The organism is Massilia alkalitolerans DSM 17462, from assembly GCF_000427785.1.
GTDB lineage: Bacteria > Pseudomonadota > Gammaproteobacteria > Burkholderiales > Burkholderiaceae_D > Telluria > Telluria alkalitolerans.
On record NZ_ATYR01000023.1, the window covers coordinates 24,340 to 43,121 of the forward strand.

Sequence of the window (18,782 nt, forward strand, 5' to 3'; positions counted from 1 at the left end):
ATGTTTTAACTGGAATTACTTTCAAGTCAGCAATCAAAGCATTCGATATGCATCACTGTCAACGGAATCTGGGTTGTTAATCACTCAATTGTTGCTAAATTGTGTACTTACGCGCACGATTGAATTAACTATTGACACTTGCATATCGCTTGTTCAAATACAAAAAAGCCCGCCCGGCTTGCGCCGGACGGGCTCGCTACGCAATTAAATTGCGCGGATACCGCTAACTATGTGATCAGAATGCCTGGTTGTAGCGCACGTAGATGAAGCGGTCGATCGGCAGGTCGGCGTCCACGTAGGTCGAGGACGCTGCGCCGAGGACGGTGAAGCGCGGCTTCTTGTCGAAGGCGTTGTTCACGCCGACGCGCACGTTGCCGTTCCAGGCGAACTTGTAGCCCGCGCTGATGTCGTGGTACACCAGCGAACCCAGGCGGTTTGCGCCGGGCGAGGTGGCGCCCGGACGGACGGTGGTCAGCTCGTTGCACTGCCAGCGGTTCGGGATGCTCAGGCAGCTGTCGGTGACATCGCTCAGGTAACGGACACCCCAGGTGGCGCTCCAGTTGCCCAGCGACCAGTCGGTGGTGAAGTTCGACTTCCAGCGATGCAGGTCATAGTCACCCGAGAAGTCGATCCACTGCGCGGTCGCGTTGCTCTTGGTCGAGTACTCGTCCAGGTAGGTGGTTTCGCTGCGCAGGTTGACCTGGCCCCACGAGAAGCGCGGCAGGCGGTAGCGCAGTTCGACGTCCACGCCTTCGGTCTTGACCTGACCCAGGTTGGCGTTGCCGCGGCGTACGTCGGTGACCATGCCGGTTGCGTCACGGGTGACCAGCGAGCAGAAGTCGGCCAGGCCCTGGTTGTAGCACTCGCCCAGGACGTAGTTCGACGACACCGAAACGATGCGGTTGCTGATCGTGATGCTGTACCAGTCGATCGCCGCCGAGAAGCCCGGGATGAAGGACGGGTTGAACACCGTGCCCAGGGTACGGGTAATCGCGGTTTCCGGCTGCAGGAAAGCATTGCCGGCGTTGACGTTGAACGGCACCGAGGTCTGCACGCTCGAGCTGGAGCTGATGTTAGCGCCGGTCTGGGTCTTCTGGCGGAAGGCCGCCGGGGTGCCGCGCACACCGCCGATGCCGCTATTGCAACGGCCCAGCACGGTGGGGTTGCGGGCCGCGTCGCCGTAGACGGTGTCGCACGGATCCAGGTAGGAGTCGAAGGATTGCTGGCCGCCGCCGAAGGAGTCACCCACGGTCGGGGCGCGGAAGCCTTCCGCCCAGGTGCCGCGGAACATCAGGTCCTTGATCGGGCGGTAGGTGAAGCTGGCCTTGCTGTTGTTGGCCGAACCGAAGTTGCTGTAGTCCGAATAACGGGTCGCCAGGTTGGCGGACAGCGATTCGACCAGGGGCAGGCCCTTCAGGATCGGGATGTTCAGCTCGGCGTAGGCTTCACGCACGGTGTAGCGGCCGGTGGTCGGGTTGCCGGCCAGGTCGGTCGAGAAGCCCGAACGGTTGAACTGGCCCGGCAGGTCCCAGCCTTCCACGGTACGGTGTTCGATACCGGCTGCGGCGCCGAGGGCGCCGGCCGGCAGCTGGAACAGTTCGCCGCTGATGTCGGCGGTGGCGCTGTCGACCTTGCTGCCGTAGGTGTAGCCGCCCACGGACATGACGTAGTTCAGCGCTTCCGGCGTCGAGGCCGTCGGGCCGCCCAGGATGTTCCAAGGGGTGCAGTCCGCCAGCGGGATCGGGGCGCCGGGGGTGCCGCACTGGACCACGCCGGACGCATTGCGGAAGGACGGGCCCAGGGCCTTCTTCAGGTTCAGCAGGTTGAGGTTGCCGGTAGCCTGGGTGTCGCCGTCTACCTTGCTGTGGTTGTAGCCCACGCTCCAGTTGAACGGCATCGAACGCAGTTCGAAGCTGCCTTCGAGGGTGGCGTCGATGTGCAGGGTACGGTTGGTGTTCTCGGTCACGCGCGGCACTTCGATGGTGCGGCGGTAGAAGAACAGGTCCTGGCCCAGGCCGGCGCCGGCAACCTGGTTGCCGTACGGGTTGTAGTAGCTGTCCTTGTCGATGTAGACCGGGTACTTGCTTTGCGAGGTCGAGCTCAGCGGATAGCCGGCGGTGGTCGAGACGCCCTTGCGCGACGCGTACATCGCGGTGGTCACGAAGCGCATGTCGTACGGCAGCTGCAGTTCGCCCTTGGTGAAGATGGTGTCCAGCTTGGTCGGCATCGCGAACACCATCTGGCGCGTGGTGTTGAAGTTGTCGGCCGCGATCGGGGCGCCGCCCACGACGTTGTGGTAGTTGGCCGGGTTGCGCGAATCCTGGCCGATGCCTTCGCCGAGCTGGTCGCCGGTATGGTTCAGGATGCGGTCGAAGCCGGTCGCGCCGCCGCTGGCGCTGACCTGGCGGATACGGCCCCACGGTCCGCCGCCCAGGCCTTCGAGCGGGAATTCGTTGGTGCGCGAGTAAGCGGTGAACTCGCGGTCGCGCGACCAGACGGCGCCCGCCTCGGTGTGCGACAGGCCGAACATCAGCGACGCCTTGTCGTTGCTGGTGCCGTAGCTCAGCGAGAAGTCCTTGTTGCGGCCGTCGGCCACGCTTTCGTTGCGGCCGGTGTACAGGCTGACCTGGCCGCCTTCCATCGACTTCTTCAGGATGATGTTGACAACGCCTGCAATCGCGTCCGAACCATAGATCGAGGAAGCGCCATCCTTCAGGATTTCCATGCGCTCGATCATCGACGACGGGATGGTCGACATGTCGGTCAGGCCGGCCACGGTCTGGGTCCAGCGCTTGCCGTTGACCAGCACCAGCAGGCGCTGAGAACCGAGGTTGCGCAGGTTGGCGTACTGGCCGCCGTTCTCGCGGTTCGAGGTCAGCGAGCCGCCCTTGCTGAAGGCTGGGGAGCCGGCCGACGACATGTTGGCGATGATGTCGCCGACGGTGACCAGGCCGGTCTTCTGGATCTGCTCCTGGGTCATCACCTGGATCGGCTGCGAGGTTTCCAGGTCAACCTGACGGATGCGCGAGCCAGTGACTTCCACGCGCTGCAGGACCTCTTGAGCCTGAGCGACGGAAACCATGGACTGGAGGGCGACGGCGACTGCCAACGCGATCTTGGTTCGTTGTTGCATGTGTTCTCCATCTTTGCGTTTTGGACGAAACGCGATTTATGTTTTCAAAAGTTGCAACTTGTGCGGCCCGGCATGCCACGGGTAAGCAGCAATGCCGATGTGCATACACAGCTGTATAAGAGCATTGCATGTTGATCAATGTCAATATGCGAGGCGGTCGAAACTGAACAAAAAACAACAATTACTCCATGTAAATTTCTGACCCAAAAGTCAATAGAAAAACGGCGCACGATGAACGTGCGCCGCAGGGGCGATTTGCATGGAAACGAGGCGCCCGCACCAGTCCGGAGCAGGCATGCCGGATGGGTAATCAGTCGCCGAAACAGGCCTGCCACAGGCGCCGCACCGCATCCGGGTGGCCGCCCAGCAGTTGGGGATCAACGCGCGCCTTTTCCTGGCCCTGCAGGCGCACCTGGTGCTGCAGGCGCCGCATTGCGCGGTAGGCGCTTGCCGCCTCCGCGGCCAGGCCGGGGTCGATCAGGCCGAGCTCGCCGGAAAGCTTCAGGAGGGCGATGTTGCCGGCGTTCGCCGTCAACTGCGGATACTGGGAGGCATGGCGCAGCACCAGGTACTGGACGATGAACTCGATGTCGATCATCCCCCCTTCGTCCTGCTTGAGGTCGAACAGGGCGCCGGGGTTGACGTTGGCGTCGCGCATGCGCCTGCGCATCGCGCGCACCTCGTCCTTGAGCTGCTGTTCCTGGCCGCTGCGGTCCTTGCGCAGCACCGCGTCGCGGATGCGTTCGAAGCGGGCGCCGATGGCGGCGTCGCCGGCGCAGAAGCGGGCCCGGGTCAGGGCCTGGTGTTCCCAGATCCAGGCCGATTCTTGCTGGTAGCGCTCGAAGGCGGCCACGGTGGACACCAGCATGCCGCTGGCGCCGTCCGGGCGCAGCGCGGTGTCGATGTCGAACAGGATGCCGGCCGCAGTATGGGCCGTGTTCCAGGTGATGAAGCGCTGCGCCAGCTTGGCGTAGTTGGACGGCGCCATGTCGTCCTCGTCGTCGAACAGGAAGATGACGTCGAGGTCGGACACGTAGCCGAGCTCCTTGCCGCCCAGCTTGCCGTAGGCGATGACGGCGAAGCGCGGTACCTCGCAGTGGCGGCTGGCGATCGCGCGCCAGGCGTGGCGGATGGTGGCGCCGACGATGGTGTCGGCCAGCAGGGACAGGTGGTCGGCCAGGCGCTCGACCGAGAGCTCGCCGGCCAGGTCCAGGGCCAGCAGCCGGAACAGCTGGGCATGGTGGGCTTCGCGCAGGATGTCGAGCTGGCGCTCGGTGTCGCCGGCGGCGGCGTTCAGCTGCTCGTCGAGGCTTGCCGCCAGCTGGCCCATATCGCCGGCGCCCTCGTTGCGGTCGTCCAGCAGTTCGTCGAGCAGGATCGGGTGCTGGGTCAGGAAGGTGGCGGCCCAGCCGCTGGCATTCATCATCCGGATCACGCGCTCGAGCGTGTGCGGGTATTCGGTCAGCAGCGCCAGGTAAGCGGAACGGCGTGCGATCGCTTCGAAAAAGTCGAGCAGGCGCCCGAGCGTGGCGGCGTGGCTGCCGACCCCGGCCTCGCGCACCACGGTGGCGATCTGGCCGAGGGCGGCGTCGCCCAGCGCCAGCAGCCTGGCGCGGCTCGCTTCCGGCAGGCTGCTCAGGCGTGGCCCCTGCAGCGTGGCGACCAGGCGCGCCGCCGCACCGGGCGGGTCGTCGTATCCGAGCTCGAGCAGGCGGGACGCGATCGCTTCGCGGTTTTCCGGGTCGTCGGCGAGAAGCGTGGTCTCGGCATCGGCGGGCTCGGCCTTGTCTGCGAAGATCGCGTCGAACTGGGCGGCCACAAAAGTGCGCTGTTCTTCCATCCGCGCCAGCAGGGTCGCCACGTCGGGCAGGCCCATCATCTGCGCCACCGTCAGGCGGTCTTCCTCGTTGGCCGGCAGGGTGTGGGTCTGGGCGTCGTCCAGGTACTGCAGGCGGTGTTCCAGGTTGCGCAGAAAAGTATAGGCCTCGAGCAGGCGCGCCACCGTGTCCTGGGACAGCAGCTCGCGCTCGGCCAGCAGGCGCAAGGTAGCCCGCGTCGAGCGCTCGCGCAGCGCCGGGTCGCGCCCGCCGCGGATCAGCTGGAAGACCTGGGCCAGGAACTCGATCTCGCGGATCCCGCCGCGGCCCAGCTTGACGTTGTGGCTGCGCTCGGGGTGCAGGCGCTCCTGGCGCTTGACCTCGGCGCGGATCTGGGCGTGCATGTTGCGGATCGCATCGATCACGCCGAAGTCGAGGTAGCGCCGGAACACGAAGGGACGCACGATCGCGTCCAGCGCCGCGATGTCTTCCGCGTCGCCGGTGACCGCGCGCGCCTTGACCCAGGCATAACGCTCCCATTCCCGGCCCTGCACAATGAGGTATTCCTCGACCATCGCCAGGCTGGCCGCCAGCGGGCCCGAATTGCCGTTGGGCCGCAGCGCCATGTCGACGCGGAAGGTGAAACCGTCCTCGATGATTTCCGACAGGGCGGCAATCAGGCGGCGTCCGAGGCGCACGAAGAATTCGTGGTTGGACAGCTGGCGCTGGCCGGGGCCGGCAGCGGTCTCGCCGTCCTCGGGGTACACGAAGATCAGGTCGATGTCGGAAGAAACGTTCAGCTCGCCGCCGCCGCCCTTGCCCATGGACAGCACCATGAGCTGCTGGGGCCGGCCGGATTCCTCCCCTAGCGGCATGCCGTGGGCCGCGACCAGTTCCGCGCCCAAGGCCTCGGTGTGGGTGCGGATGGCGAAGTCGGCGAAGCGGGTCATGGCGGTGACCACCTCGTCCAGGTCGGCCAGGCCATCCAGGTCGCGCCGGATGAGGCCGCATACGAGCAGGTTGCGCAGGCGCCGCATGGCCCGCGGCAGGGGCAGGCCAGCGTCGAGCTCGCGCGCCAACAAGGCGCCCAAGTCGACGCTGGACAGGGATAATCGGCAGGCCTGGTCGAGCAGGGCGGGGCGGGCGGGGTCGGCGCCGAGCCAGCGCTGGAGGAAGCGGGAAGGTACGGACGGCGAAGCTGGGTGCATGGTGTCGATCCGGTGTGGGTTTTTGCCGTCCGGCAGGCATTCGTGCGGTAGAATTGCCCGCCGTGCTGCTGGGAGCCTAGAGGTCAGCACGATGGTAAGGTAGACGCCGCGGCTGTTGCAACTATCTGTTATTAGAGAATTACATTTACGGCGAGCCTTTTTGAGTACCTTGATGGACAACCAGGACCCGCAGGCGACGGCCGTTCACCGGCCAGCGATCGAGGGAGCACGCGTGCGCTGGCATCGGCTGCGCGCGTGCTACCGCTATGCGAACCTGGCCTCGCACCATTTCCTCGGGTTTGCCATCAAGCTGGTGCTGCTGCTGTATTTCGGCCTGGCGCTGCTGTTCCTGGCGCTGCGCTACGCCATCCTGCCCAACATCGACCTGTATAAAGGCGACATCGAAACGGCCGCCGGGCGCGCGCTCGGCAACCGCGTCAGCATCGCGCACCTGGAAGCCGGGTGGCAGGGCATCCATCCCGTATTGACGCTCGGCGACGTGCGCCTGAGCGACCGCGGCGGACGCCAGCTGCTGGCCCTGCCGAAGGTCACGGCGGCCCTGTCCTGGTGGAGCCTGGCCGCGCTGGAGCCGCGCCTGCATGCGCTCGAAGTGAACGGTCCCCAGCTGGACGTGCGGCGCGGCCGCGACGGCATCATCAGCGTGGCCGGCGTGCGGCTCGACCCCAGCAAGAAGGACGACGGGCGCGGCGCCGACTGGCTGCTGCGCCAGCGCGAGATCGTGATCCGCGGCGGCCGGGTCGACTGGACCGACGAGCTGCGCGGCAGGCCGACCCTGGCCCTCTCCGACGTGACCCTGGCGCTGCTGAACCGCTTCGGCGGCGGCCACCGCTTCGCGCTGCGCGCCACCCCACCGCGCGCGCTCGGCCAGCCGCTCGACGTGCGGGCGCGCTTCCGCCACCGTTTCGGCGCCCGTCCCTCGGACATCGCGCGCTGGAAGGGCGAGCTGTATGCCGACCTGCGCGGCGCCGACCTGGTGGCCTGGAAGCAGCACATCGACCTGCCGTTCCAGATGGCCAGCGGACGCGGTTCGGTGCGCGCCTGGCTGAACGTCGACCAGGCCAGGGTGGCCGGCTTCACCGCCGACCTGGCCCTGGCCGACGTCAACGCACGCCTGGGCCCGACGCTGGCGCCGCTCGAGCTGGCGCGCATCTCCGGACGCCTGGCCGCGCGCGAGGAGATGTTGCCGGGAAAGGACGAAGGCAAGCCGACCTTCGGCGCCCACGGCCACACCATCAGACTGACCGATTTCTCCGTCACCACCCGCGACGGCCACGCGCTGCCGCCCGCCACGCTCGAACAGACCTGGCGCCCGGCTAGGGAGGGCAAGCCGGAATACGGCGAGCTGAGCGCGCGCCAGCTCGACATCGGCGCGCTGGCCGCCCTGGCCGGCTACCTGCCGCTGCCGCCCCAGCAGCGCCAGATGCTGCTCGACTACGCCCCGCGCGGCCGCCTGCTCGACGTGGCGGCCGAATGGGAAGGGCGCTATCCGGCGCTGCGCAGCTATCGCCTGCGCGGCGACGTTGCCGGCCTCGCCATCAATGCGCAGGCGGCGCGCCCGGCCCAGCCGGCACGGGACGGCCAGCCGGCCATGCCGCCGAGTCCGGCCACCCCCGGCTTCCAGAACCTGAGCGGCAGCATCGACGCCAGCCAGAACGGCGGCAGCGTGACGGTCGACTCCACCGCGCTGGTCCTGCACATGCCGGCCTGGTTCGCCGACAGCGCGATGCCGCTCGACCGGCTCGACCTGAAGGCGCGCTGGAATTTCGACCCGGGCAAGCAGCTGCTGGTCGAGGTCGAGCACCTGTCCTTCGCGCAGGGGGCGCTGTCCGGCACGCTGTCCGGGCGCCACAGCCTGCCGCTGCTGCCGGACGGCGGCCGGGCGGGGCCGGGCACGGCCGACATCAGCGCCACGCTGGACGGCTTCGCGATCGGCTCGGTCGGGCGCTTCCTGCCGCTGTCCACCCCCGAGCACCTGGGCCACTGGCTGAGCGACGCGCTGCAGGGCGGCACACTGCGCGATGCGCGCCTGCGCCTGCGCGGCGACCTGGCCGCTTTCCCTTTCCGCGCCAATAATGTGCTGGAGCGCGCCCGCAGCGAATTCCACGTCGCCGGCCGCCTCGAGAATGCGCGCCTCGAGTACGCCCCTGGTCACCGCCACCCCGACGGCACCCCGCAGTGGCCGCTGGCCGAGAACATCAACGGCCGCATCGAATTCGACCGCGCGCGCATGGAAATCCGCGGCGACACCCTGCGCACCATGGGCGTGGCGCTGTCCAACGTGAAAGCGGTGATCCCCGACCTGGGCGCGCACGAGAAGATGATGCTCGAGATCGACGGCGTTGCTGCCGCGCCGCTGCAGGAATTCCTGCGCTACGTGGCGGCCAGCCCGGTGCCGGAATGGATCGGCCACTTCACCGACGAAACCCGCGCCGGCGGCAACGCGCGCCTGGGCCTGCGGCTGCGCATGCCGCTGGCACACCTGCCCGAGACGAAGGTGCAGGGCAGCCTGCAACTGCTGGGCAACGACATCAGCCTGTTCCCGGAACTGCCGGCATTGCAGGCTGCGGAAGGAAAGATCGAATTCTGGGAGCGCGGCGTCGCCCTGAACGGCGTGGGCGCCAGCTTCCTGGGCGGGCCGCTGGGCCTGTCCGGAGGCACCCAGAAGGACGGCAGCATCGCGATCCGCCTGCACGGCACGCTGAACGCCGAAGGCATGCGCCGCACCGCGCCGGCGCCGGCGCTGGGACGCCTGGCGCAGCGCCTCTCGGGCAGCACGCCATATACCGGCAGCGTGGTGGTGCGCGAAGGACGGCGCACCGTCACCCTCGAATCGAACCTGGCCGGCATGGGCCTGGAACTGCCGGCGCCGCTCAACAAGCCGGAGGTCGACAGCCTGCCGCTGCGCTTCGTGCTCGCCGGCGAACCGACCGTGGGCGGCGTGGCGCGCGACGAGATCCGCGTCGCGCTGGGCGAGGGCGTGGCGGCGCGCTACCAGCGCGAAAAGACGGGACGCGCGCCCTGGACCGTGCTGCGCGGCGGCATCGGCGTCAACGTGCCGGCGCCGGTGCCGGACAGCGGCATGATGATCCACGTGAACATGCGCGCGCTGAACGCGGACGGCTGGATCGCCGCCGGCAAGGCGATCGCGGGCGAGGGCGGAGAGACCGCCGGAGAAGGAAGCAGCGGCGCCGGGTTTGTCCAGTACGTGATGCCGACCCTGATCGGCGGCCGGGTGGGCGAACTGACCATCGGCGAGCGCCGCATGGCCGACGTGGTGCTGGGCGCCACACACCTGGCCAACACCTGGCAGGCCAACCTGCATTCGCGCCATGCAAGCGGCTACGTGACCTGGGCCGAGACCGGCGGAGGGCAGGGTGTCGGCAAGGTGACCGCGCGCCTGGCCTCGCTGGTGATTCCGGAGTCGAGCGAAGCCGAGGTCAAGCACCTGCTGGAATCGAACCGCGGCGCCAGCGCCACCATTCCCTCGCTCGACATCGTGGCCGAACAGTTCCAGCTCGCAAACAAGCGCCTCGGCCGCCTTGAACTGCAGGCCAGTAATGTGCAGGCGCTGGCCGGGCGCGAATGGCGCATCAACCGCCTCAGTCTCGACAACCCGGACGGCCAGCTGAAGGCCAACGGACGCTGGTTGTACAAGGATGGGCGCAGCAACACCAGCCTGAATTTCATGCTCGACATCATTGATGCCGGCAAGCTGCTCGACCGGCTCGGCTTCCCCGAGACCCTGCGCCGTGGCAAGGGCAAGATGTCGGGCGATATTTCCTGGAGCGGACTGCCGTACGACCTGGACATCCCGAGCCTGTCGGGCCAGATCGAGATGAACGTGGAATCGGGCCAGTTCCTGAAGCAGGATCCGGGCGCGGCCAAGCTGCTCGGGGTGCTCAGCCTGCAGGCCCTGCCGCGCCTGCTCAAGCTCGACTTCCACGACGTGTTCTCGGAAGGCCTGGCCTTCGACGGCATCAGCGCCAATGCCCTGATCCAGCGTGGCGTGCTGCGTACCGACAACCTCAAGATGCACGGGGTGGCGGCGACCATCCTGATGGACGGCACTGCCGACATCGCCCACGAGACGACCAATCTGCGGGTGGTGGTGATCCCCGAATTCAACCTCGGCACCGGGCCACTGGTGTACGGCCTGGCGGTGAACCCGATCGTCGGGATCGGCAGTTACCTGGCGCAGCTGTTCCTGCGCGCGCCGGTGATGAAGGCGCTGACTTACCAGATGCAGATTTCCGGACCGTGGCGGTCCCCGACCATCACGAAAATCGACAATCCCGCGCCGGCGCCAAGCCAGGCCAAGGCCCAGGCCCAGGCCCAGGCCCAGGCTGGCGGGCGCCCCAACGCCAAGAAGGAGTGACAAGGACATGAGCAAGGTAGCCGCAGTGCAGATGGTGTCCACCCCGCGGGTGGAAGACAACCTGGCAACCGCGCGCCGGCTGGTGGCGCAGGCCGCGAACGACGGCGCCCAGCTGGTGGCGCTGCCGGAATACTGGCCGATCATGGGCATGAGCGACGGCGACAAGGTGGCGCAGGCCGAACCGGAGGGCACCGGCCCGATCCAGGACTGCATGGCGCAGTTGGCGCGCGAGCACGGCATCTGGCTAGTGGGCGGCACGCTGCCGCTGGTATCGAAAGTGGACGGCAAGGTGCTCAACACCACCCTGGTCTACGACCCGCAGGGCAAGCCGGTCAGCCGCTACGACAAGATCCACCTGTTCGGCTTCAACAAGGGCAGCGAGTCCTACGACGAGGCGCGCACCATCGTGCCGGGGGAAAGCGTGGGCAGCTTCCAGGCGCCGTTCGGCCGGGTCGGCCTGTCGGTCTGCTACGACCTGCGCTTCCCGGAGCTGTTCCGGGCGATGGGCGAGTGCGCCCTGATCATCGTGCCGGCCGCCTTCACCCACACCACGGGCCTGGCGCACTGGGAGGTGCTGCTGCGCGCACGGGCGATCGAGAACCAGTGCTACGTGCTGGCCTCGGCGCAAGGAGGCCTGCACGCGAACGGCCGCCGCACCTTCGGGCACAGCATGCTGGTCGACCCCTGGGGCGAAGTGAAGGCGGTGCTGCGCGAGGGCGAGGGCGTCATCAGCGGTACGCTCGACGAGGATTTCTTGACCAGCGTGCGCGAGAGCCTGCCGGCGCTGAAGCACCGCAAGCTGTAGCTTGCCGGTTCGCGTCTGGCGGCCGGCTCTGCCGAACCGTGTCTCGTGTCCGGTACGAAGTGTCCGGATATGGCAAAATGGACTTTCCAAACGAACGACCGACCGCAAAATGAAACCATTCGAACCGAACCTTTCCTCCCTGGCTGTCGCGCGCGACGTGCTGCTGACGCCATTCGGCCTCGACGAGGGCAAGCTGCTCAATGCGCTGGGCTCGATGTTCACGCACAAGGTCGACTACGCCGACCTGTATTTCCAGTTCACCAAGAGCGAAGGCTGGAGCCTGGAAGAGGGCATCGTCAAGACCGGCAGCTTCTCGATCGACCAGGGCGTCGGCGTGCGCGCCGTGTCGGGTGACCGGACGGCCTTTTCGTATTCCGACGACATTTCCGAAGCGGCGCTGCTGGACGCGGCGGCCGCCACCCGCACCATTGCCCGCGCGGGCGCCGGCAAGGTGAAGATCGCCAGCGCGGCGCGCCCGACCGGCGGCCGCTCGCTCTACCTGCCGCACGATCCGCTCGCCTCGCTCGACGCGACGGCCAAAGTCAAACTGCTGGAGCGCGTGGAAAAGATGGCGCGCGCCAAGGATCCGCGCGTGGTGCAGGTGATGGCCGGCCTGGCCGGCGAATACGACGTGGTGCTGGTGGTGCGCAGCGACGGCGTGCTGGCGGCCGACATCCGTCCGCTGGTGCGCGTGTCCGTCACCGTCATCGCCGAGCAGAACGGCCGCCGCGAAGTCGGCTCTTCGGGCGGCGGCGGGCGCTACGACTACGGCTACTTCAGTGACGAGTTGCTCGACAAGTACGCGACTGAAGCGGTGAAGTCGGCCTGCGTCAACCTGGAAGCGCGTCCGGCGCCGGCCGGTCCGATGACCATCGTGCTCGGCCCGGGCTGGCCCGGCGTGCTGCTGCACGAGGCGGTCGGCCATGGCCTGGAAGGCGACTTCAACCGCAAGGGTTCCTCGGCCTACGCCGGCCGCATCGGCGAACGCGTCGCGGCCAAGGGCGTGACCGTGGTCGACGACGGCACCCTGCAGGACCGCCGCGGTTCGCTCAACATGGACGACGAAGGCAATCCGACCCAGTGCACGACCCTGATCGAGGATGGCATCCTGAAGGGCTATATCCAGGATACGATGAACGCGCGCCTGATGAAGATGCCGGTCACCGGCAATGCGCGCCGCGAGTCCTTCGCCCACCTGCCGATGCCACGCATGACGAATACCTACATGCTGGCCGGCGACAAGGATCCGGAAGAAATCCTGGCCTCGGTGAAGAACGGCCTGTATGCGGTCAATTTCGGCGGCGGCCAGGTCGACATCACCAACGGCAAGTTCGTGTTCTCGGCCAGCGAAGCCTACATGATCGAGAACGGCAAGATCAGCTATCCGGTGAAGGGCGCGACCCTGATCGGCAACGGCCCGGAAGTGATGAACAATATCTCGATGATCGGCAATGACATGCGCCTGGATTCGGGCGTGGGCGTGTGCGGCAAGGAAGGCCAGAGCGTGCCGGTCGGCGTCGGCCAGCCGACCCTGCGCATCGACGGCGTGACCGTGGGCGGCACCGCCTGACGCGCGCCACCGGCAAGAGAAAGCCGACCCGCGGGTAACGCGGGCCGGCTTTTTTTTCGTCCGTACATGCCGTCAGAAGCGGTAGGTCACGCGCGCATAGATCGTGAAGCCGAGCGGGTCGGTGTAGCGCGGATCGTAGCCCAGCTGGAAGTTGGTGACCTGGTTGGTGAAAGGTGGTTCTTCGTCGAACAGGTTCCTGATGCCCGCCGTCAGCTCGGCCTTCTTGTTGCCGGTGTAGGTGGCCGAGAGCGACCAGATCGAGTAATGCCCGACCTTGTTGAAGAATTCCGGCGCCACCGCCGTGTTCTGGTCGGTGTAGTGCGACATGAAGCGGTTGACCAGGTTGAAGCTCCAGTCGCCGCGGGCCAGGGTGAACAGCAGGTTGTGGCGCCAGCGGAAGACCGGGGTGGCGTCGGCATAGCGCCCCGCGTTCTCGGTAAACGGTCCGCCCGGCTCGTTCTGGTAGTCGTACTTGTTGACGTAGGTGCTGTCCAGGTTGACGCTGAGATTGCCGAAGCGCGTGCGCGGCATGCGGTAGGCCACCGACAGGTCGAGGCCGCGGGTCTTCACCTCGCCGAGGTTGTCGGTGATGGCCAGCACGTACAGCAGGCTGGTGCCTGCCGCGTCGTAGACGAACAGGTTGCGGTACTTGTCGAAGTTGCTGAACAGGGTCTGCTCGGCAAGCTCGCTGATCTGGTCCTTCAGGCGGATGTTCCAGTAGTCGAGCGAGAACGTGAGGGTTTTTACCGGCTCGACCACGATGCCGGCGCTGTAGGTGCGCGAACGTTCCGGCGACAGGTCGGGATTGCCGCCGCCGCGCACGAACTGCTGCTGGCCGCAGGCGATGTTCGGATTGGCGCCGGGCGCGGGCACGCCGTTCGGGCAGAGCACAGGATCGTCATAGGTGTCCGAGCTGTTGGTGGTGGTCTGGGGGCCGTACAGGTCGAACAGCGTCGGCGCGCGGAAGCCCTTGTTGAAGGAGCCGCGCAGCAGCAGTTGCGGGGTCGGCTGCCAGCGCAGCGCCACCTTGGGGTTGAAGCTGCCGCCGACGTCGCTATAGTGGTCGTAGCGCGCGGCGACGTTGAGTTCGAGGTCCTTCATGATCGGTACGTTCACCTCGCTGAACAGGGCCCAGATGCTGCGCGCCCCGGACTGGTCCTGCGCGTCGGCCGAGCCCGAGCTGGAAGCCTGCGAGGCCAGTTCGCGGTTGACGAAATACTTGGCGCGGTCGCGCCGGAATTCGGCGCCGATGGCGAAGCCGAGCGGGCCGCCGGGGAGCGTCATCAGCTCGCGACTGGCGCGCGCGTCCACCGCCGCGCTGTGGATGCGCGCATGCAGGTATTCGCCGGACAGGATCGAGTTGCGCAGGTAGTCGGCCCCTTGCGCATTCTGCGGGCCGAAGGGATTCAGGATGCCGGCCGCGACACCGTCGATGATGCGCTGGTCGATGACGTAGCCGCCATTGAAGATGCTCTTCGCCTTGCCCAGCGAGTAGGAGATCGCCGTGTTGTAGTCCCAGCCGGCCAGCGTGCCCTCGAGGCTGGCCAGCAGGCGGTCGGTGATGCTGGAATCGAAGTTGTTGCGCCGGCCGGTCTCGAGCGGCCGCCAGGAGATGTCGAGCGCTTCGCCGCCCAGGCCGGGGAAGGCCGGCACGATGCCGTTGCCCGGATAGAAGGGGCTGTCGCCCGTCATGGTCACGCCGATGCCCGACAGTGGCGGCGGCGCGACCTGGGCTTCGTTGGTGCTGCGGCCGTGCACGAATTCCAGTCCGGCCGTGTGCGCGCCGAATTTCTTGTTGAGCCGGGCCATGGCGCTGAACTGGCGCGTCTTGGGGATGTTGTCGACGAAGCGGGTGTAGTCGAAGGCGCACAGGGGCTCGCCCGGCAGCGCCACCGAGTCGGGCGGCTGGCAGGCCGGGGCATACGGGTTGCCGGTCACGCCGTTGTCGGAAAAGAAGTTGGCGGGGAAGGTAGTGCCGCTGACCTCGAACATGCCGCGCTCGGGCCGGATGCCGGTGCTGGAGAAGCTGCGATCGGTTGCGCGCAGCGCACTTTGCTGGTGCCAGTCGATCACGCCCCACATGCTGAGTCCGTCGCGTTCGAGGTCGCCCCAGCCGCCGGACAGGTTCAGGCGCTGTTCGTGGCCGCCGCCCTGGGCATAGGGTTCATAGGCCTCGACCACCAGCGCCGCCCCTTCCACCGAGCGCTTGGTGATGAAGTTGATCACGCCGCCGATGGCGTCGGTGCCGTAGATCGCCGAGGCGCCGTCGCGCAGCACCTCGACCCGCTCCAGCGCGGCCACCGGGATGATGTTGAGGTCGACCGAATCGGCGAAATACGGGTGGTTCGCCAGCCGCCGCCCGTTAAGGAGCACCAGGGTCTTGTCGCCGCCCAGGCCGCGCAGGTCGGCGGTGGCGCGGCCGCCGGTGCCGGAACCGACCGCCGCCGTCGAGCCTTCCGACGACTGGTTCATGGGGATCGCGTTCAGCACTTCCTGCGCCGTGGCCAGGCCCTGCTTGGCGAAGTCGGACGCGCGGATCGTCGTGATCGGCAGCGAGGTCTCGGTGGCCAGGCGCCGGATCGAGGAGCCGGTGATCTCGACGCGCTGCATCGGCGCCGCCGTCGGGGCCGGGGGCGGCTGTAGGGCAGAGGACGAGGTCTGGGCCAGCAGGGGCGGCGCACATAGCACGAAGCCGGCCGCCGAGCCGCAGGTGGACAGCCGGCGCAGGCTGCGGGACAGGATGGTTTCGGTCATCTTGGGCTCCGGATGGGGGGAAGATGGCGCGCAGCAACGCCCGGGCAGGGCGCGATTGCGCGCCCTGCCCCGGGCACTGCTTGCCGGGGGTTTAGAAGGTGTAGCGCGCTCCCAGGGTGAACAGACGGCCCACCGCGCCGGCATAGTCGAGCGGGTTATAGGAGACGGCGCCGTAGGTCAGCGGATCCAGTGGCGCGACCTTGTCGAACACGTTCTGGATCGAGCCGAACACCTCCCATTTCTGCTGCGGCTTCCAGCGGAACACCAGGTCCACGGTGGTGAACGAGGCCAGTTCGCAGTCGGTCGGTGCGTCGTTGCCGTTGGCGAAGTGGCTGGCGCAACCTTCCGGATCGTCCTTGAACAGGGTGTTGTCGATCTTGCCGCGGTAGTTCACGTTAGCGGACAGGCGGAAGTTGCTGCGCTCCCAGGTGGCGCGCAGGTTGGCCCGGTTGTCCGGCGTGCCGACGCAGTTGGTCACGTCGCAGTTGCCGTGGGTGCCCGCGAAGTCCTGCGATGTGCCGTCGCGCTCGGTACGTAGCCACTTGAACAGGTGGGTCCACTTGGCGTCGAATACCAGGTTGCCGAGGTCGTTCGGCAGGGGCATGCTGTGGCGGGCATCGAGGTCGAGGCCGCGCACCTTGGTCTGGGCCGAGTTGACGTAACTGGCCAGCACCGCCGTGATGGCGCCGGGATCGCCTGGAATGCCGGCCTGGGCCGTCGTGGGATCGCGCGCGACGCGCCCGGCGAGGATGGCGGCAGGAATCTGCTCCTGGTTGATCTCGTTCTTGCGCTTGATCTGCCAGTAGTCGAGCGAGATGCTGGTGCGCGGCAGCGGGTCCCAGATGATGCCGACGTTATAGCTCTTCGAGCGCTCGGGATCGAGGTCCGGGTTGGGCGAGGTGATCAGCGCGATGTTGGCCGGGTTGCAGGCCACCTGCACGCCGAGCGCGCAGCGCACCGGGTCGGAGGCGTTGGTGAAGGCGGCCAGGCCGCCGACCCCGTTCTCCGCCGGGCTCGGCGCACGGAAGCCGCGGGCCCAGGTGGCGCGCAGGGCGAACTGGCGCGCCGGCGTCCACTTCACGCCGACTTTCGGCGTGTAGGCATTGCCCACGTCGGTGAAATGGTCCCAGCGCATGGCGCCAGTCAGCTCGACGCCGGGCCAGACGGGCGCCAGCACCTCGCCGTACATGGCGAATACGTTGCGCTGGCCGTCATAGGCCGAATAGCCGAGGCCGATGATGTTGCCGCGTTCGGTGCCGGTGGTGGGCTCGAGCTCGGCCGATTCGTGGCGGAATTCGGCGCCGACCGCCACGCCGAGCGGGCCGCCGGCCAGCTTGCCGAATTCGCGGGTGGCCTTGAAATCGAGCTGGGCGATCTCGGTCTTGGCGTCGTTCGAGATTTCCGGCGACAGCGCGGCGTACACGGCCGGGGAATTCAGGAAGGCATTCTCGCCGATGCGCCAGACGGTGCCGACCGGCAGCGCGCGGTAGCCGGGATTGTTGGCGATAGCGGTGGCGATGTTGGTCGCCGTGGGGTTGAGCAGGGCAAAGGTGGCGTCGCGCTGGAGGAAGCCGTTGCGGTCGTTGCTGACCCTGCTGCTGGAGTACAGCAGCGAGCTGTCCCAGTCCCAGCCGATATGGGTGCCGCGCACGCCGACCAGCGCCCGCGTGAAGGTCGATTCGATGTCCGAGCGGCGCGGGCCGACGTCGCCCGCGAGGTAGCGCAAGCGCGCCTCGCGCCCGAAATACGGGTTGTCCGGGTGGGTCGGCCCGAAGGCGGCGCCGGCGCCGCTGACCGGGCCGCCCGGATAGCCCTGGTTGGCGCTGATGGTCGAGGGCGTCGTGGAAGTCCGGCTCAGGCTGTTGTAGAGGTTGAGTTCGGTATATGCCTCGACCTCATTGTTCAGCTTGAAGGTGCCGCGTCCGAACAGCGACCCGTATTCCTGGTCGGGCTGGATCTGGCTGTACAGGTGGGCGGCATCGATCAGGCAGCCGCCGCCCGGGTCGCCCTGCGGGTGGTTGGTGAAGTTGTTGCAGGCCGCCCCCGGGAAGAAGCGGGTGAAGCCGGCCCCGGCCGGGTTGCCCCGGTTGTAGTAGTCGAGCGTGTCGGGGTTGCGCACGTTGCCGTTGATGGCGCTGCCGGAGGCGTTGTTGCCGGTGATGGCGCCGGTGCCGCCCAGCCCCTCCTGGGCCGAGTAGCCCCAGGGCCGCAGGTCGGCCTTGCCGACCCAGTCGCGGTTGCCGCGCTCGCGGTTCCAGATTTCGTCGGTCTTCTTGTATTCGAAGTTGAGCAGCACGTTGTAGCGGTCGGTGTCGAGGTCGCCCTTGCCCCAGGTGACGGCGACGTTGTATTGCTGGCCGTCGCCGGCGGTGGAGGTGCCGGCCAGGGCGCGCACCGTGCTGCCAGTGAAATCGCGCCGCAGGATGACGTTGACCACGCCGGCGATGGCGTCGGAACCGTAGATGGCCGAGGCGCCGTCCTTCAGGATCTCGACCCGTTCGACGGCATCGGTGGGAATGACGTTGAGGTCGGCGAACACCTTCTGGCCGTCGTCGGCGAGCCCGTAGGGCGCCATGCGCCGGCCGTTGAGCAGCACCAGGGTCGAGGCGGTGCCGAGGCCGCGCAGCGAAATGCCGGACGCACCGGCGGCGAAGCCGCCGCCGAAGCTGGACGGGACCGAGCCCGAGTTGTCGACCGCCAGCGTCTGCAGCAGCTCGGCAACCGTGGTCTTGCCCGAGCGTTCGATGTCGGCCCGGTTCACGGTCTGCACCGACGAGGCGGTTTCGGCCTGGGCGCGGCGGATGTTCGAACCGGTGATCTCGACGCGGGCAACGGGTGTGGGCGCCGCCTCCTGTGCCGCCACGTGAGGGGCCGCCGCCAGCAGGGGAAAGCCGACTGACAACAGGCCGACGGCGCCGCCGCCGGCAAAGATGCGCCGCAGGGCGCGCGAAAGCAGGGTTTCAGTCATGTCCGGACTCCAGTGGTTGGGATTGTTCCCGCTGTCTTCGCGCCGGCCTTTGTTGAGTACAATCAAGTTCCTAAACGACTTTTCTTGCGAGAACACAAGAACGGCGCGAAGCAGTCGGGGGCTTGCATCGA

Annotated in this window: 7 protein-coding genes; 3 read left to right on the top strand and 4 right to left on the bottom strand. The window is 67.5% G+C overall.

All coding sequences use genetic code 11. The features are described from left to right. Positions 1–235: 235 nt before the first annotated feature. Together YWC_RS0119545 and glnE are read right to left on the bottom strand one after the other, a co-directional pair. Positions 236–3,133, bottom strand: a complete 2,898-nt coding sequence (locus YWC_RS0119545) for a TonB-dependent receptor domain-containing protein (RefSeq protein WP_027866903.1) — start codon at positions 3,131–3,133, stop codon at positions 236–238. Positions 3,134–3,443: 310 nt separating this feature from the next. Continuing rightward, the gene (gene glnE / locus YWC_RS0119550; protein WP_027866904.1) at positions 3,444–6,158 is read right to left on the bottom strand and encodes a bifunctional [glutamate--ammonia ligase]-adenylyl-L-tyrosine phosphorylase/[glutamate--ammonia-ligase] adenylyltransferase; all 2,715 of its coding nucleotides are present in this window, start codon (positions 6,156–6,158) and stop codon (positions 3,444–3,446) included. 160 nt (positions 6,159–6,318) lie between these two features. Here glnE and YWC_RS0119555 point away from each other — a divergent pair, with 160 nt between their 5' ends. The 3 genes from YWC_RS0119555 (at position 6,319) to tldD (ending at position 12,929) form a co-directional block, all read left to right on the top strand. Then, complete coding sequence (locus tag YWC_RS0119555) at positions 6,319–10,554, top strand: YhdP family protein (RefSeq protein ID WP_307176701.1); 4,236 nt, start codon at positions 6,319–6,321, stop codon at positions 10,552–10,554. 7 nt (positions 10,555–10,561) lie between these two features. Beyond that, on the top strand, positions 10,562–11,359 hold the full coding sequence (locus YWC_RS0119560; protein ID WP_027866906.1) for a carbon-nitrogen hydrolase family protein: 798 nt from the start codon (positions 10,562–10,564) through the stop codon (positions 11,357–11,359). Between the two features lie 109 nt (positions 11,360–11,468). After that, entirely contained in the window at positions 11,469–12,929 is a 1,461-nt protein-coding gene (gene tldD, locus YWC_RS0119565; RefSeq protein WP_027866907.1) for a metalloprotease TldD, read from the top strand. 72 nt (positions 12,930–13,001) lie between these two features. On the opposite strand, the gene YWC_RS0119570 is transcribed toward tldD, so the two are convergent. Both YWC_RS0119570 and YWC_RS0119575 read right to left on the bottom strand, forming a co-directional pair. Further along, a complete protein-coding gene (locus YWC_RS0119570) occupies positions 13,002–15,683 on the bottom strand; it encodes a TonB-dependent receptor (protein WP_027866908.1) in 2,682 nt (893 codons plus the stop codon). Positions 15,684–15,774: 91 nt separating this feature from the next. Further along, complete coding sequence (locus YWC_RS0119575) at positions 15,775–18,651, bottom strand: TonB-dependent receptor (RefSeq protein ID WP_027866909.1); 2,877 nt, start codon at positions 18,649–18,651, stop codon at positions 15,775–15,777. Positions 18,652–18,782 lie beyond the last annotated feature (131 nt).

What these genes read in the sequence shown, in the direction of transcription:
- YWC_RS0119545 (WP_027866903.1), bottom strand. Translation starts at nt 3,133, where the DNA reads ATGCAACAACGAACCAAGATCGCGTTGGCAGTCGCCGTCGCCCTCCAG.
- glnE (WP_027866904.1), bottom strand. Translation starts at nt 6,158, where the DNA reads ATGCACCCAGCTTCGCCGTCCGTACCTTCCCGCTTCCTCCAGCGCTGG.
- YWC_RS0119560 (WP_027866906.1), top strand. Translation starts at nt 10,562, where the DNA reads ATGAGCAAGGTAGCCGCAGTGCAGATGGTGTCCACCCCGCGGGTGGAA.
- tldD (WP_027866907.1), top strand. Translation starts at nt 11,469, where the DNA reads ATGAAACCATTCGAACCGAACCTTTCCTCCCTGGCTGTCGCGCGCGAC.
- YWC_RS0119570 (WP_027866908.1), bottom strand. Translation starts at nt 15,683, where the DNA reads ATGACCGAAACCATCCTGTCCCGCAGCCTGCGCCGGCTGTCCACCTGC.
- YWC_RS0119575 (WP_027866909.1), bottom strand. Translation starts at nt 18,651, where the DNA reads ATGACTGAAACCCTGCTTTCGCGCGCCCTGCGGCGCATCTTTGCCGGC.